This window comes from Phycisphaeraceae bacterium, assembly GCA_015709595.1.
Lineage (GTDB): Bacteria > Planctomycetota > Phycisphaerae > Phycisphaerales > SM1A02 > CAADGA01.
This window is the reverse complement of record CP054178.1, coordinates 1125694-1141846: the sequence shown is the minus strand read 5'-3', so window position 1 is coordinate 1141846 and position 16153 is coordinate 1125694. Positions and strand designations below refer to the sequence as shown.

The 16153-nt window shown below is 67.9% G+C and carries 11 protein-coding genes and 1 pseudogene; 3 read left to right on the top strand and 9 right to left on the bottom strand.

Annotated elements, in window-relative coordinates; translation table 11 throughout:
- Positions 1–99: 99 nt before the first annotated feature.
- The 3 genes from HRU76_04800 to HRU76_04790 all read right to left on the bottom strand — a co-directional run bounded on the left by HRU76_04800 (position 100) and on the right by HRU76_04790 (position 4316).
- Entirely contained in the window at positions 100–1041 is a 942-nt protein-coding gene (locus HRU76_04800; protein ID QOJ19097.1) for an ABC transporter ATP-binding protein, read from the bottom strand.
- A 323-nt stretch (positions 1042–1364) separates the two neighbouring features.
- Positions 1365–3230, bottom strand: a complete 1866-nt coding sequence (gene tadA / locus HRU76_04795) for a Flp pilus assembly complex ATPase component TadA (GenBank protein QOJ16943.1) — start codon at positions 3228–3230, stop codon at positions 1365–1367.
- Between the two features lie 192 nt (positions 3231–3422).
- Positions 3423–4316, bottom strand: coding sequence for an RNA polymerase sigma factor RpoD/SigA (locus tag HRU76_04790; GenBank protein ID QOJ16942.1), 894 nt, complete (start codon positions 4314–4316; stop codon positions 3423–3425).
- A 410-nt stretch (positions 4317–4726) separates the two neighbouring features.
- Here HRU76_04790 and HRU76_04785 point away from each other — a divergent pair, with 410 nt between their 5' ends.
- Positions 4727–5482: a UvrB/UvrC motif-containing protein gene (locus tag HRU76_04785; GenBank protein ID QOJ16941.1), complete on the top strand. Its 756-nt coding sequence runs from the start codon at positions 4727–4729 to the stop codon at positions 5480–5482.
- Between the two features lie 61 nt (positions 5483–5543).
- Here HRU76_04785 and HRU76_04780 read toward each other — a convergent pair whose 3' ends face one another.
- On the bottom strand, positions 5544–6149 hold the full coding sequence (locus HRU76_04780) for a riboflavin synthase (GenBank protein QOJ16940.1): 606 nt from the start codon (positions 6147–6149) through the stop codon (positions 5544–5546).
- A gap of 261 nt (positions 6150–6410) precedes the next feature.
- On the opposite strand from HRU76_04780, the gene HRU76_04775 reads away from it, so the two are divergent.
- Together HRU76_04775 and purH are read left to right on the top strand one after the other, a co-directional pair.
- A complete protein-coding gene (locus HRU76_04775; protein ID QOJ16939.1) occupies positions 6411–7637 on the top strand; it encodes a PQQ-binding-like beta-propeller repeat protein in 1227 nt (408 codons plus the stop codon).
- A 103-nt stretch (positions 7638–7740) separates the two neighbouring features.
- Complete coding sequence (purH, locus tag HRU76_04770; GenBank protein QOJ16938.1) at positions 7741–9330, top strand: bifunctional phosphoribosylaminoimidazolecarboxamide formyltransferase/IMP cyclohydrolase; 1590 nt, start codon at positions 7741–7743, stop codon at positions 9328–9330.
- A 65-nt stretch (positions 9331–9395) separates the two neighbouring features.
- Here purH and smpB read toward each other — a convergent pair whose 3' ends face one another.
- The 5 genes and pseudogenes from smpB to HRU76_04745 form a co-directional block, all read right to left on the bottom strand.
- Positions 9396–9881 (bottom strand): SsrA-binding protein SmpB, encoded by a 486-nt coding sequence (smpB, locus tag HRU76_04765; protein ID QOJ16937.1) that lies wholly within the window; start codon positions 9879–9881, stop codon positions 9396–9398.
- 17 nt (positions 9882–9898) lie between these two features.
- On the bottom strand, positions 9899–10372 hold the full coding sequence (locus HRU76_04760; protein ID QOJ16936.1) for a PTS sugar transporter subunit IIA: 474 nt from the start codon (positions 10370–10372) through the stop codon (positions 9899–9901).
- A gap of 294 nt (positions 10373–10666) precedes the next feature.
- Positions 10667–14038 (bottom strand): annotated as a pseudogene (locus tag HRU76_04755) (efflux RND transporter permease subunit).
- Entirely contained in the window at positions 14035–15339 is a 1305-nt protein-coding gene (locus HRU76_04750) for an efflux RND transporter periplasmic adaptor subunit (GenBank protein ID QOJ16935.1), read from the bottom strand. The pseudogene HRU76_04755 and the gene HRU76_04750 overlap by 4 nt, the downstream one beginning before the upstream one ends.
- On the bottom strand, positions 15336–15980 hold the full coding sequence (locus HRU76_04745) for a CerR family C-terminal domain-containing protein (GenBank protein QOJ16934.1): 645 nt from the start codon (positions 15978–15980) through the stop codon (positions 15336–15338). The genes HRU76_04750 and HRU76_04745 overlap by 4 nt, the downstream gene beginning before the upstream one ends.
- Between the last annotated feature and the right edge of the window lie 173 nt (positions 15981–16153).

The following is a 16153-nucleotide window of genomic DNA, read 5'->3' as shown; positions in this document are numbered from 1 at the left end:
GGATCGGGGAGGGGGGACCAGGGCATCAAGGGATCGAGGCATCAAGCGATCACGACACTCACCACCCTGTACGCAGCACTCAGCACCCATCGCTTCCCCCTACGACACCAGCCCCTTCGTCAGGCGCATGAACGCCGTCTCCAGGTTCACCTGCTCTTCCTGCATCGAAGTGAGCCGGAAGCCGTTGGCGATCAGCCGGGCGGGAATGTCGGAGATCGGCAGGCCGCTCTCCGGGTCGATGGTGATGTCCACGCGGGGCCTGCCGTTGTTCTGCGTCACGTCGACGGCCTTGACGCCCTTCACCTGCCGCAGCATCTGGGCGGCCATCTCCTCCTTGCCTTCCAGCGTGACGTGAACGACGAAGCCCATGCGGGCGCGGGCCATGATCTCGGTGACCTGCCCCGAGAAGAGCAGTTCACCGCGCTCGATGATGCCCACCGTGTTGCACAGTTCGGCCAGCTCATGCAGGATGTGCGACGAGATGATGATGGTCTTGCCCATCCGCCGCAGTTCCTTGAGGAGCTCGCGGATTTCGATGCGGGCGCGGGGGTCAAGGCCCGAGGCGGGCTCGTCCAGCAGAAGGACCTTCGGGTCGTGCAGCAGCACGCGGGCGATGGACAGCCGCTGCTGCATGCCGCGCGACAGCCCGTTGACCTCGGCGTTGGCCTTGTAGTTCAGGTCGGTCAGGTCGAGCACGTCGCGCACCACCTGCTCGCGCTGCTTGCCGTGAATGCCGTAGCAGGCGGCGAAGAACTCCAGGTACTCGGTGACGACCATGTCGTCGTACGAGCCCATGAAGTCGGGCACGTAGCCGATGACGGGCCGGATCTGCGAGTTCTGGTAGCCGATCACCATGCCGTCGATTCGGGCTTCGCCCCAGGTGGGTTTGAGCAGGGTGGCGAGAATCTTGATGGTGGTGGTCTTGCCCGCGCCGTTGGGGCCGATGAAGCCGAAGCAGTCGCCCTGATTGATTGTCAGGTTGAGGTTGTTGAGCGCGACCAGTTCGCCGTACTTCTTCGTCAGATTGATGGTCTCGATCATCGCCATGGGCGTGAAACCCCGGAGCGGTGGGACTCATGTCGGGCCAGCCCCCGCCTCACCAGGGAGCGACCCGGTTCATGGTGCTGGTCGCGGGGGACAGGATACCCGCTTCGGAAGCGGAAGGGATGATTGCCATGCGCGCGGCGGGTCTGGACCATCCGTCCATGATTCGGGGTTGTCAGTGGTCGGTTTTCGGGTGCAGAACGCGATCCGCGCCAGATTCCATGCGAAACAAGCAACCCCGGACCGATCACCGGCAACCGATGGCTGACAGCCGCGCATCCCCTCCATCCGTGTTCATCAATGGGCTGTCTCCAGCGCGCTCACTCCGTTCCCGCGACGCGCTCGATCTCGTCCGCGCTGGTCAGGCCGCGGGCCACCAGTTGGAAGCCGGACTGCTGCAGCGTGTGGAAGAGTCCGCGCTTGATGATGGCCCGGATTTCCTGAATGGCGGGCTTGTTGAGCACCACATCGCGCAGCTCATCGGTCAGTTCGAGCAGTTCGAAGATGGCGCAGCGGCCCAGGAACCCGGTCTTGAGGCAGCGTTTGCAGCCGATCGGCGCCCAGATTTCGTTGAGCCCCTCGATGTAGCGGCCCATCTTCATCACCTGCGAGGGCGTGGGGCGGATGCCCTTCTTGCAGGTGGGGCAGAGCAGCCGCACCAGGCGCTGAGCGAGGATCAGGTTGACCGAGTTCGCCACCAGGTATGGCTCCACGCCCAGGTCGAGGAGCCGGAAGATGGCCCCGATGGAGTCCTTGGCGTGAACCGTGGAGAGCACGAGGTGGCCGGTCATAGCCGCCTGCATGGCGGTCTTGGCCGTCTCGCTGTCGCGGATTTCGCCGACGTAGATCACGTCCGGGTCCTGCCGCAATACCGAGCGGAGCATCTGCCCGAAGGAGTTGCCCTGCTTGGAATCCACTGGAATCTGCGTGCAGCCCTCCAGCGAGTACTCCACCGGGTCTTCGATGGTGATGACGTTGCGGACGTTGACATCCACCTCGCGCAGGCAGGAGTAGAGCGTGGTGGTCTTGCCGCTGCCGGTGGGGCCGCACGAGAGCAGCATGCCCGCGTCGCGCGTGGTGAGCGCGCGGATCTTCTCATACATCCACGGCACCAGCCCCAGTTCGTGCAGCCGGGTGGGCGCGTTAGCGGTGTCCAGAACGCGGATCACCAGTTTCTGCCCGTGCATCGACGGCGTGAACGACACGCGGTAATCCACCCGACGCCCCGGCACCGCGACGGAGAAGTGCCCCTCCTGCACCACGTTCTTGCGGCTGGTGTCGATCTGGCAGAGGATCTTGACCAGCCCGTAGATGCGCTGAAAGACCGCGCGGTTCATCTCGCACACCTGCACCATGTAGCCATCCACCCGCATGCGGGCGATGGCGTGGTCCTGCTTCGGCTCCAGGTGCAGGTCGGTGGCGCGGGCGTTGAAGCAGGCCAGCAGGAGCAGCCGGAAGGCCCGGATGCTCTCGCCCACGTTGTCCACGTCCTCGTCCTGGATCGACATCGCCTGGTGCACGGTCTGCCCGCGGGTGTCGATCAGCGAAATCTGAGTCACCTCGAAGGTCTTGGTGGGCGTGGATGAGATGATCTCGCGCAGGCGCTGTTCGTAAGGCGCGCGGCCGTCGTCATTGCCGGGGCGCAGATCGACCAGGGGCATGTCCCCGCCGTCATCCCCGGTGGTCGCCTCGCCGTTTCCGCCGTGGCGCGCCGGAGGCGAGTCGGCGCCGACGCCCGGCGCCGCGGTCAGGTCGAACTGACCGGGCGCCGCGCCCTGGTTCACCGCCGCCAGTTCCGCCGGGTCGAGAAACTCGGTGAAGTCCTTGCGGCGCTTGCGCGGCCTGGCCTTGGGGGGACGGGTTTGCGACTCATCGACGAACTTCAGCACCGTGCGCCCGATGCGGATCACGTCCTGATGATCCAGCAGTTCGATCGAGACTTTCCTGTTGTTCACCCGCGTGCCGTTGCGCGAGCCCAGGTCGCGCAGCTGGAACCCGCCTTCCACCGGCTCGATCACGCAGTGATCGCGGCTGGAGCGCGAATCCTTCAGTTGCAGGTGACTCTCCGGGTTGCGTCCCAGGGTGGTCACCCGCCCGTCGAGGCGGAGCCGCTTGACGCCGTTCTTGGTGCGAATCTCAAGGTGGGCCATGGTGAGGGTGGTGGGGACCGATGCCGAGTCACTCATTCTAACGGACTCCCGGCCGGAGATGACGCTCCCGGCACCCTCATGTACGCCGATGGGGGCGGTTTCGTACGCACCGGGAGCAGGAATATGGAGAAAGGCAGGCCGGCGGACCCATGACGCCCGATTTCGACCACGGCACATCCGCCGCCCGATGGGCGTTCGCCATCGCAATCAGCGGGATTCAACCAGCTCTCAACCCGTCTTCCGCCTCGGGTACTGTCCGTTGCCATTGAAGCAGCCGTTGAGGAAGCGGGCGGGTCGGTCGTCGCGCAGCTGCAGTTGAAGTTTGCGCAGGGCCTCGACCTCGATCTGGCGCACACGCTCGCGGGTCAGGCCGACCTCGCGGCCGATCTCCTTGAGGGTGAGCGGCTGGCGTCCCTCCAGCCCGTAGCGAAGCCGGAGCACCCGGGCGTCGCGCTCGTCGATGGCGTCGATAAGCTTGAGCACCATGCGCAGTTCGTCGCCCTCGGCCACGTGGTTGTCCGGGGTGGCGTCGTGGGTGTCGGGCAGCAGGTCGGCGAAGTCCATGGCGTCGCCCTGCGCATCCGACGGGGCGTGCGAGCGCGAGTGCGTGGCCTTGATGGCGCGGCGGATAATCTGGATTTTCCGCATCGGCAGGCGCATGGCCTTGGCGATCTCGGCCAGCGAGGGCGAGCGCTCCAGTTCCTTCTCCAGTCGGCGCACCGTGTCCTTCCAGCGCGAGATCAGCTCCACCATGTAGGCGGGAATGTGGATCGGCTGGTTGGCGTTGATGAGCGTCCGACGCACGGCCTGCTTGATCCACCACGAGGCGTAGGTGGAGAATCTCGCGCCCTGGGCCGGGTCGAAGCCCTCCACGGCGCGGATCAGGCCGATGTTGCCCTCTTCGATCAGGTCGCTCAGCGACAGGCCGCGGTTGGCGTAGTTCTTGCAGATCGAGACCACCAGTCGCAGGTTGGCCTTGATCATGCGATCACGGGCGGCCAGGTCGTTGTCGTTGATGATGCGCCAGCCGAGCATCTTCTCCTCCTCGGCGGTCAACAACGGGGTGTTGTTGATCTCCTTGAGGTAGAGATGAAGATCGGTTTGGAGGGCACTGCGGGTCATCGGTTGCACCACCCCTGCAACGAGTTGACGATCACGCGTGGATGCACGTCGGGCCGTGGTCCCTTTCCCCACGCTGCTTCGGGATGCTCGCGCCCGCACGAGAGGGGACCGGAGAGGTCCAGAGATGCACCACCCGCATAACTTCCGTTCCTGACGGGATTTGGGTTGCACCCCGGCGCGAAAAAAACGTAGGATTGCTGGAGCATCATCCCTCCGCGGTCGGCGCCGCTGCGGCCGGAGACATCGTTGGCTCATGTCGGTCGCATTCGGCGGTTGGTTGACCGCGAGGGGGTTCCGGCGTGAATCAAGCCCGGCGTGCAGCCCTACGATTCACCCGGACGGGGCGACGCACGGTTCTCGGAACCAGCCCGGCATGGTCGCCGGGATGCGGCCCCAGGGAGTGTCCTGACGTGCCCGGTGACGACATCAGCCACCTGCTCAACGCCTGGCCCTTCGACCCCAAGCGCACCACGGTGCGTCTGATCGAGGGAGAGGACGGTCGGCCCAAGCTGCAGATCCGCGTGCTGCTCGGCGTGCTGCAGCTGGAAGTGACCGGTCGTCCGGATGGGGTCCGTCCGGACGGCGCCGAGTCGCTGCTGGCGCTGCATCGGGAGCGACTGAGCCGCTACGAGGAGGCGACGGGGGGCGTGGAGGGCTTCGTGCTCTCGCCGGACGACTGCCGCGCGCTGCGCGACGAGGCGGCGCTGTTCCACCATCGCTACGTCGGGCTGTTCGTGCTGGAGGACTACGAGGGTGTGATCCGCGACGCGACGCACAACCTGGGCATCCTGGATCTCTGCCGCGACTTCGCCGCCACGGATGAGGATCGTCAGGCCCTGGAGCGGTTCCGGCCGTCGATCATCATGATGCGCACGCGGGCGCAGGCGACCCGGGCCATCGCCGCCGGAGACACGCGCGGCGCGATCGTCCACCTCGATGCCGGGCTTCAGGAGCTGCGCCGGGCGCTGGATGATCTGGGCATGGGCGACCGGGCCGAGGAATCCAACGAAATGCAGCTGCTGCGCGGCATGCGCGAGGCCCTGGTGCCGCAACTGCCCATGAGTCAGCGGGTGGAGCTTGAGAATCGTCTGCGAAAGGCACTGGAGGCGGAAAACTACGAACTGGCGGCGATCCTGCGCGACGAACTGCGCCAGATGAAGGAGTAGAGCCAGTTCCATGCCCATCTCTCCCGGGGGAGAGTCGGATCAGGGTTCTGCCATTGACGATTCAGCCGCGTTGCTCCATCGCGTAGACCACGGCCTTCACGAGGGCATCGACCTCCAGATTGACAGGCCGGGGAGTGGGACCGATGCCTCCCAGCGTGGTCCGTTGCAGCGTGGTGGGGATCAGGGCGACCTCGAACCCGACTTCAACCACGGCGGCGATGGTGAGCGACACGCCATCCACGGCGACCGAGCCGCGGGGCGAGAGGTACCGCCTCAACGCCAGCGGACACTCGATGCGGACGCGCCATTCGCCGGGGGTCTCGGTCTCGACCCGCCTGGCCTGGCCCACACCATCGACGTGTCCTTGTACGATGTGCCCCCCGAGCAGCGTCGTCGGCGTGGCGGCGTGCTCCAGGTTGACCCGGTCGCCCGGTTTCAGCCCGCCCAAGGTGGTCAGGCGGAGCGTCTGGTGGATGACGTCAAATCCCAGGACTCGCCCCGGCTCGGTGGGGGCTGCGACCGTCAGACAGCAGCCGCTGATGGCGATGGAGTCGCCCTGGGCCGGGTGGTGATCCCATCCCATCGGGTCGATCACCAGGGTTGCCCCGGCTGGGGAAGGGCGAATGGACGCGACACGCCCCACGTGCTGGACAAGGCCCGTGAACATGGCGGGAGTGTAGGGTGGCCGGTGTTCGGACCCATCGGGCGACCGGGTCGGCGGGGGAAGGGGAATGGCTGTTTCGGTCCCGATTCTCCCGCCTGAAACCGGGAAACCGGGCTTGACGGGGCGGCCCGTGGCCCGGATACTGCCCATTCGCGCCTTGGCCCGTCGCGGGTCACGCGACCGGTCCACCCTCAGACCCGCCCGGATCGGGGCGGAGGCGGTTGACCCGCCTCATGGAGATTCGACACGATGACCTCTGCTGCCATGACATCGCCGGTTCGATCCTCGCCCTTCCGCGTCGCCCTGTGCCTGCTGACCGCCTTGGCGGTCGCGGGCTGCAACGACTCGAGCAAGACCACGTCTGGAAGCGGCGGCTCGGTGTCCGCCGGGTCAAGCGGGAGCGCGTCCACGACGGACAAGTTCGAGCAGATGCGAGGCGAGCTGGATCGTCGGTACGTCCTGGGGCCGACGCTCGCCGATTCGCTCGGCTACCGCGTGGCGTGGAACGTGGACCCGGTGGCGCGTCGTGAAAGCGGTCCCCGCAGCGCGGTGCTCGAGGGCGACTCCCTCTTTGTGGTTGACGAGGCCAACTACCTGACGCGAATTCTGCGCTCCACGGGCACTCGATCGTGGTCGTGGCCGGTGGGCGACGTCAGCGACACCGTGCTCGGCGTCTGCCGAGGCGTAGCGCAGGGGCGCGACGTGGTGCTCGCCGTCACCGAGGGCGACGTACACATCTTCGACGCCAGCAACGGCGTGCAGATCGGGCGGCATGTGCTGTCGCGCGTGGCGGGCACGCCGCCGGTGCTCTTCGGGCCCTCCATCATCTACGGCTCCATCGGCGGGCAGCTCGTCTGGCACCACTACGAATCAAACTCGTACATCGGCGGGTACACGCTTCAGGGCGGCATCCGCGTGCCGCCGACCCTGTCTGACACCATCGTCGTGGCGGTGAGCGATCGCGGCCACATCATGGTGCTTGACGCGCGCACCCGGACGCAGTTGTGGAGCCGCATGGCCCGCGAGGCGATCGTGGCGCCGCCCGCCGTGGGTCCGACCGCGGTCTTCGTGGCCTCGCTGGACCAGTACATCCGCTGCTACGACCTGGGCACGGGCGAGGTGGTGTGGTCCACGCTGCACGCCGAACCGTTGCGCGAGTCCCCCGTGCTGATCGGCGACCGCCTCTACCTGCACACCGAGGACAAGGGGCTGTGCTGCTACGAGGCGATCCCCGTGGCCGACCTCGATGGCAACCTGCTCTGGAGCAATCCGAGCATCCACGGCACGGTCATCGGGCGTCACCGCGGCGCCCTGATGACGTGGCACGGCCGCAACCGCGTGCTCACCCTGCTGGATGAGAAGTCGGGTACGGTGCTGAACACCATCTCCATGCCCAAGGTTCGCCACCTGGTGGTCAGCGCATTCGACGGCGGCGACCTCTTCGCCGTGGGCGACAGCGGCAGCGTGACCAAGGCCGTTCCACGCCAGTGATCGACGCTGACGACTTCACGCTTCTTCACGCCGCGACGGTCCCCCGTCGCGGCGTTCGTTTGAAGCGGGCGTATGCTTGGGCGTTTCATCGGAGCGCCCCACGATGTCCAGCACCGTCCGCGTCAGCCGCGCCCTCATCTCCGTCAGCGACAAGCGCGACCTGGTGCCCTTCGCCCGCGCCCTGGCCGACATGGGCGTGACGATCATCTCCACGGGCGGCACGGCCCGCGCGCTGACCGAGGCGGGGCTGCGCGTGGTGGGCATTGAGGAAGTGACCGGCTTTCCCGAGATGATGGATGGGCGCGTCAAGACCCTGCACCCTGCGGTGCATGGCGCCCTGCTGGCGCGGCGCGAAATCGACGCCCACGTGAAGGCCATGCGGCAGCATGGCATCACGCCCATCGACCTGGTGTGCGTGAACCTCTACCCCTTCGAGCGGGCCGTGCGCGAGAATCTCTCGCGCGACGAGGCCATCGAACTGATCGACATCGGCGGGCCGTCGATGATCCGATCCGCGGCCAAGAACCACGAGTACGTGACGGTCGTCACCAGCCCTACCCAGTACGACCGGGTGGTGGACGAGCTGCGCCGCCACGAGGGCGCCACCACGCTGGATCTGCGCCGCGACCTGGCCGCCGCCGCCTTCAGCCGCACCGCCGAGTACGACGCCACCATCAGCGCCTGGATGTGCGGGCGCGAGGCCGCCGCCTTCCCGCCCATGCTGCGGCTCTCGATGACCAAGCAGGAGCAGCTTCGCTACGGCGAGAACCCCCACCAGGAGGCCGCCGTCTACGCCGACCCCGCCCAGCACGGCGCCAATGTCGTCACCGCCCGCCTGCTGGCGGGCAAGCCGCTCTCATACAACAACCTCAACGACGCGGCGGCGGCGTTTGAACTGGTCCGCGATCTGCGCCTGCTCTTCCCCGACCAGGCGGGGGCGGCGGTCATCAAGCACACCAACCCCTGCGGGTGCGCCATCGGCGACTCCGCCGCTCGGGCCTTCGACCTCGCCTACGCGGGCGACCCGCTGGCGGCGTATGGCGGCATCCTGGCCATCAACGCGCTCATCGACCATGACTGCGCCGCGCGCATCGTCGAGGGCGAGAAGTTCTTCGAGGTCATCATCGCCCCGTCGGTGGACGCCGAGGCCGCGGCCATGCTCAGCGAGCGATGGAAGAACGTGCGCGTGCTGGCCACCGGCGAGATCGACCCGCGCGAAACGCCCGGCGCCGTGGACTACCGGTCCATCCCCGGCGGCATGCTGGTGCAGCATCGCGATCGGGCGCTGGCGGCGCCATCGAAGTGGGCGCACGCCGCCGGCCCCGCGCCGGGCGAGAACGCACTGCGCGACGCCATGCTTCTGTGGACCGCCGCCAAGCACCTCAAGTCCAACGCGGTCGCCGTCGGCGCGGACGGCATGATGCTCGGCGCCGGCGCGGGCCAGATGGATCGCGTCACCAGCGCGCGGCTGGCGATTGAGAAGGCCGGTGACCGGCTTCACGCCTCATCATCGCCGGTGGCGGCCTCCGACGGATTCTTCCCCTTCGCCGACGGTCCGAAGCTGCTCATCGACGCGGGCGTGAAGGTCATCGTGCAGCCGGGCGGCTCCAAGCGCGATCAGGACACCATCGACCTGTGCAACCAGCGCGGCGTGACCTGCCTGATGACGGGCGTCAGGCATTTCAGGCATTGAGAGGGGGAAGGAACCGAGGCATCAAGGGATTGAACAGCGCACGGCGCTCAGTGCCCAGTCCGCTCCTACCCCCGCTTCGTCATCGCCCGGTCCATTTCGCGCTTCGCCTCCTTCTTGATGAGGTCTTGCCGCTTGTCGGCGGTCTTCTTGCCGCGCGCCACGCCCACGATGACCTTGGCCCTGCCGCGCACGAAGATGATCTTCAGTGGCACCAGGGTGGTGCCGCGCACGCGGGTCCTGTCGGCGAGCTTGCGGATTTCTCGTGCGTGGGCCAGCAGGGCGCGGGGTCGGGTGGGGTTGTGCTGATGGGCGGGGCCGGCCTTGGGGTACTCGGCGATGTGAACGCCGTGCAGCGTGAGCGCCAGCGGCGTCTCGGTCGCCCGCACGTAGCCCTCGGCCAGCGACACCTGTCCGTCGCGGATGGACTTGATCTCGGTGCCGGTCAGCTTGATGCCGCACTCGATGGTTTCGTCGATGAAGTAGTCATGCCGCGCACGCCGGTTCTCGATGTGGGGCTCGCCGGTGCGGGATGAGTCGGATTTCTTCGACATGGCTCGCCGCGGCCGCCTCAGCGCGTCGCCGCGGCGGCCTTCTCCGCCCCCTCGAACAGCGCCAGCAGCTCGGTCGCGCTGGAGGCGTTGTACACCTGCTCGCGGAACTCCACGTTGCCCATCAGGCGGCTGATCTTGCCCAGGGCCTGGATGTGATCGCTGGTGCGGTGGGGGGGCGACACCAGCAGCACGATCAGCCGCACGGGCTTGCGGTCGATGGCGTCGAACTCGATGGGCTGGGCGGGGCGCCCGATGGCCACCACCACCTGGTCGAGCGTGTCGCTCTTGCCATGCGGGATCGCCAGCCCCTCGCCGATGCCGGTGGTGCGCTGCGTCTCGCGCTCCCACACCGCCCGTTTGACGTCGTCGGCGCGGCGCACGCGGCCCGCGGCGGCCAGCAGGTCGATCAACTCGTCGATCGCGCCGTGCTTGTCAACGGCGGCGAGCGGCACCTTGATGCACGCGGGATGAAGCAGGTCCAGGATTCTCATGGCGGCGCGATGGCGTCTCCGGGAGACGGAGCGGCGAAGGGCGGATCGAGCGGCTCCCCGAAGGCGGACCTCCGTCCGCCGATTCGACCATCGTAGCACGACCCGCCCCATCGACCAGCGGGCAGGCGCAGGCCGTCACCCCGACGGGTCGCGCACGGGTGAGGCGGTCACGCTCCCGGGTGCGCCACCCCCGACCGGAACCATCGGCTCCGCGCGACGGGTCGCCGCCACCGCGACCGGCGTCGCCGTCCGCTCGCGCGACCACAGCCGCGCCGCCAGGGCTTCGAAGTCCAGCAGCAGACTCAGCAGCAGCGGCACCAGGAACAGGGTGAAGATGGTGGAGAACAGCAGGCCGCCCAGCACCACCGCGCCCAGCCCGCGATACAGCTCCGATCCCGCGCCGGGCATGATGACCAGCGGCAGCAGCCCGCACACCGTGGTCATGGTGGTCATGAAGATGGGTCGCACGCGCGTGCGCACGGCTTCGGCGATGGCCCGCCGCGCGGGCATCGGTTCGACCACATCGCCTTCGCCCTCGCCGATCCCGCGCATGAAGTTGCCCGTCTGATGCACGATCAGGATCGCGTTGTTCACCACCACCCCGATCAGGATGATGAAGCCCAGCATCGTCAGGATGTCGAGCATCTGCATGGGCAGGTAGCGGTCGGTCACGCTCCAGATGAACACCGCGAAGAGCGCGGCGAAGCCGCCGAACGTGGCCAGCGGCACGCTCACCATGATGACCAGCGGCCGCGTGAAGCTCTGGAAGAGCACGCACAGCAGCAGGTACACCACCGCCAGGGCCAGCACCAGCGTGCTGCGCAGCGCCCCGAAGAACGTGCCGTCGCCCAGCAGGGCGTTGCGGACGGACTCGAGCTTGCTCGCGGTGCCGGTGAACGAAGTGGCCACGTCCTCCGCGATGGTGCCGCGGGCGCGGTGGTCCGCCAGCACGGTCTCCACCTCGGTGATGGCCTGCTCCAGCGGCATGCCTTCCGGCGGGGTGAACTGCAGCGAAACCGATCGCTGACGACCCGTGTGATTGATCTGAGGCGGACCGGGCACGCGCCGGATCTGCGCCAGCGAACCCAGCGGAACCACCTGTCCCGTGGGCGTGGCGATGGGCACGTCCTCCAGCCCGACGATCGAGGTCTGCCCCACCGCGTCACGGGCGATGATCTTCAGGTCGATCGACTCGCCGCCCAGCCGGTACTCGCCCACGATGGCGCCGTCGCCGTTGGCCTGCACCGCCAGGGCCAGGTCCATCGGCGTCATGCCCAGGTCGGCAAGACGCCGCTTGTCGGGCACCACGTGCAGCTCGGGGCGGCTGACGTTGAAGTTGCCGGGGTCCGGCTGCACGCGGAAGGGCATGTACTTGGCGGCGAGGTCGGCGAACACCGCCTCGGTGGCGCGGGACACGCGATTGAGATCGTCACCCACGAAGTTGATCTTCACCGCCGAGCCGGTCGATCCGCTCAACTGGAAGAGCGGCGCCTGGAAGGCGAAGGCCCGTACGCCCGGAAGCTGGTCGGCCCGCGTGGCGTGATTGGACAGGTCCACCAGGTCGGTGACGCGCTTCGAGTCCGCGCTCACCGCCCCGTGGAACATGATGTCGTCAAATTGCACGAAGAAGTAGTTGTCAATGACGGGCGGGGTGATGGGATCCCCGGGCGCGCCGAGCATCCAGTTGAAGGTCGGCACCTGCGGCAGGTTCCGCTCGGCCTGGGCGCGCTCGGGCGTGCCGGGCGTCAGGTTGCTCGCTTCCCAGTACGGGCGCATGGTGGCCTCGACGCGGTGGGCCAGGTCCACCTGCGTGGCCTCGTTGTAGCCCGGCGGGGGGATCATCAGCCCGAAGACCAGGTTGCGGTTGCCGCGCGGCAGAAAGTCCGCCGGCGGCATGAGCGTGAACGTGCCGACCACCGATCCCGTGATCAGCGCGGCGCAGATGAGCACGCGGGCGATCACGCTGCCGCTGGCCAGGTAGATGAAGTCGCCCACCGCCTGTCCGGGACGGCGGAGAAGCATGAACGGCCATCGCAGCGCGGCGAGCACCGCCCGACGGACGCGCCGACCCGCCGAATCGCGCCCCGCGGGGGCCGACCGCGGCATGGATGCGGCGCTGACGCCGACCGGCTTCACCGTCGAGGCCGCCCGCTGCTTCATCAGGCGCGCCGCGGTGGTCGGCACCACGGAGATCGACACCAGAAGCGAGAGCAGAATCGCGGCGCAGATGGCCAGGGCGATGTCGCGGAAGAGCTGACCGGCTTCGTCCTGGATGAGCAGGATGGGGATGAACACCGCCACCGTGGTCAGGGTGGACGCCAGCACCGCGCCCCACACCTCGCGGGCGCCGTCGTACGCCGCCTGCATGGGCTTCTTGCCCATCTCCAGGTGACGGAAGATGTTCTCCAGCACGACGATGGAGTTGTCCACCACCATGCCGATGGCGAAGGCCATGCCCGCCAGCGAGATGACGTTGACGCTGCGACCCATGGCCACCATCGCCACCACCGCGCCGATCACGGAGATGGGAATCGCCAGCGCGATGATCGCCACCGAGCGAGGTGAACGCAGGAAGAGCAGCAGCACCGTGACGGCGATCAGGCCTCCCATCCACAGGTTCTGGCGCACCAGCGCCAGCGCATCCTCGATGTACACCGTCTGGTCGTACACCTGCCGCAGACGCAGCATGCCGTTCAACCCGATGGAGCGGGCATGCACGTCCAGCACTCCGCCGTCGGCGTTGAGGCGCGCGATGGCCTCCTTCAGCCCCGCCATCACCTGCATGACGTTGGTGCCCACCTCGCGCTGGGCGTTGATGGCGATGACCTGCTGGCCCTTGGAGCGCACGAAACTGCGGGCCTCCTTGTGCGTTTCATACGCCTCCGCCACGTCGCCCACGAAGATCGGCCCCGCGTCCGTCAGCCGGATGACGGTGCGCTCGATGTCATCCGGGCTGGCGTACTGCGCCACCGTGCGAAGCCGCACGTTGTGCTTGCCGTCGTTGAGTTCACCCGCGGAGACGTTGCGGTTGGTGCGCTGGATGGCGGCGACGAACTCCGAGGGCGTGATGCCGTACTGCGCCAGACGCAGCGGGTCGAAGCGGATGTGCGTCTCGCGCTCGCGCCCCCCCAGCACGTTGATCTCGGAGACGCCCTCGACCCGCTCCAGCACCGGCTTGATGCGGTCCTCGGCGAAGTCCTGCAGCGTCCGGGCGTCGTAATCCGGGTCGGTGCACTCCAGGATGATCCACGCGATGTAGTCGCGGTTCTGCGGGTCGCTGGCCTGGATCACCGGCTGGTCGGCGTTGGCCGGGTAACTGGGCACCTCGCGCAGCTTGTCGCTCACCTGCTGCAGGGCCACGTTCTTGTCCGTGCCCACGGCGAACTCGAGCCGGATCTGCCCCGAGCTCTGCTGCGACACACTGGTCATGTGACGCAGGTTGGAAAGACCCTGAAGCTTCTCCTCCTGCTTCTCCACGATCTCGCGCTCGATCTCCTCGGGGCTGGCGCCTTCCCAGAAGGTGCTCACCGCGATGATCGTGTCCTCCACGTTGGGCGTCATCTGGATCGGAATCCGGTCCAGCGACACCAGCCCCGCGATGATGATGAGAATCACCGCCACCGCCACGGTGACGGGCTGCGCGATGACGAGACGGATGAAGTTCACGACGTGCCTCCCGCCCCGCCCCCGGAACTTCCCCCGGAACTTCCCCCGGAACCGCCCCCGCCCCCGGACGCGCCAGCGCCGTCAGCCGGCATGGGCGTGATCGGGTTGCCGGGGAAGAGACGCTCGTTGCCTTCCACCACCACGCGGTCGCCCGGGCGCAGTTCAGGGGACTGAACCACGAAGCGGTCCGTGAGCGGGAAGCGGATGTCCACCTTCACGGGCGACGCGATGGCGCCCCCCGGTCCATCGCGCACCACGTACAGCATGGCGCCGGTGTCGGCGTACTGCACCGCGGTCTTGGGCACGGTGAGCCGCCGCTCGCGTTCGCTGGTGGGCACCCACGCCGTGGCGGACATGCCGGGAGCCGCCAGGCGCTCCAGCCGGTCCAGCGTGAGAATGAGCGTGAAAGTGCGCGCCCGCGGATCAACGCTGGGCAGCACCCGCGCGCCGCTTACCTCAATGATCTCGCCCGTTGACTCCAGCCGCAGGGGCACGGGCAGCGGGTTGGCCAGGACGTTGTCGTACTCGTGCTGGGGCACATTGATCCACGCCTCCACCGCGCCGGTGGAGAGCAGGTCCACCACCGCCGCGCCTTCCGCCGCCCACTCGCCCAGCTCCACATGCCGCGCGATGACCACGCCATCGAAGGGCGCCGTCGTCACCGTGTCGGCCAGGTTCTTCTCGATGATGGCCTTGCGGGCGCGGATGACGGCCAGCTGCCGCTCCGCCTGGTCCAGCCGCGCCGTGGCCCGGCGGACCTCCGCCCGCGCGTCCAGCAGTTCCTTCGGGCTGCCCGCGCCCCCCGAGCGCGACTCCATCAGCAGGGCGAGATCGTCCTGACGCCATTCCAGGTCGGCCCGACGCTCCTCGATGGTCGCCAGCGCGGCCTGCTCGTCCGCCTCCACCTGGGCCAGCTCCAGTTGCAGCTGTCGGGAATCCTGTCGGGCCAGCACGTCTCCCCTGATCACGCGCTGTCCCTCGGTCACCAGCAGTTCGGTCACCACGCCCTGCTGGCGCGTGGCGACGCGGGCCTGCTTGACGGCGCGCAGGTCGCCCGTGACCAGCCGCATCGACTGGACTTCCTCCTCCTTCACCACGTCCACCCGCACCGGCGCGGGAGGCGGACCGCCCTGCTGCGCCGAGGCGACCGCGGACGACCACGCCGCCGCCACTGCCGCCAGGGGCAGGGCGGCAAGCCCCTTCCACGGACTGGGCCGCCGGCCCGTCGGGCGAAGACAGGCGATGAGCGAGACGCCGCCCGGCCGACGCCGATCGCCCCGCTGTGACAACATGTGCTTCACGATGAAACTCCCTCCGCCGAAGGTTCGCCTGCGGGCGTTGGCGGGTTCGGCGGTCCCGCGTGAGACGGAACGCTTCGCAGCGACCGCTCGATGAGTTCCCCCTCCATCCCAAGCGACGCCAGCGACGCCCGGGCGATGTGACGTGCAATCCGATCCACCTCGTCCGGCGAGGCCAGGTCCGCAATGCCCAGACCCTGCACGAACGGTCGGAAGAGCCGGTAATGCAGCACCTGGCTCATGATGCCCACGGCGTGCAGGCGCGCTTGCGGCACGGTCAGGTCCGGCTTCAGCCGCCGCACCGCCTCGGTGAGCAGCCGATGATTCGGTTCGATGAAGTCGCGCAGCACGTCATCCAGCGCCTCGCTGGGCTGCGCCGCCTCGCGCAGGATCATCTGGCACGCGGTCTGCCGGTCGTCTCCCAGCAGCATCTGCCGCAGCACCGTGGCGAGGTACAGCGCCCGCTTGGTGCCGAAGTGGTAGTTGATCGCCGCGATGTTGGCCCCGGCGCGTTCGACGATCTCGCGGATGCCCACCCCCGCGTAGCCACGCTCGGAGAAGAGCACTTCCGCCGCATCAAGCAGCGACTCGCGCGTGTCGGTTCGCGTGATGGCGGGCGAAATGGGACCGGGAAAGATGGTCATGGGCGGTGAGCGTAGGCAGGTGGAAGCACCGTTTCAAACGATCGTTTGAACCAATCCGGAGCACTCCCGCAGAGGATTCGCCTGGCTCCTCCGTGACTGAATCCCTGCAACCTTCGTCTTGATTGAACGTTCAACTCATGGATGGCGTCACTCCACGACCAACTCGACGGCCT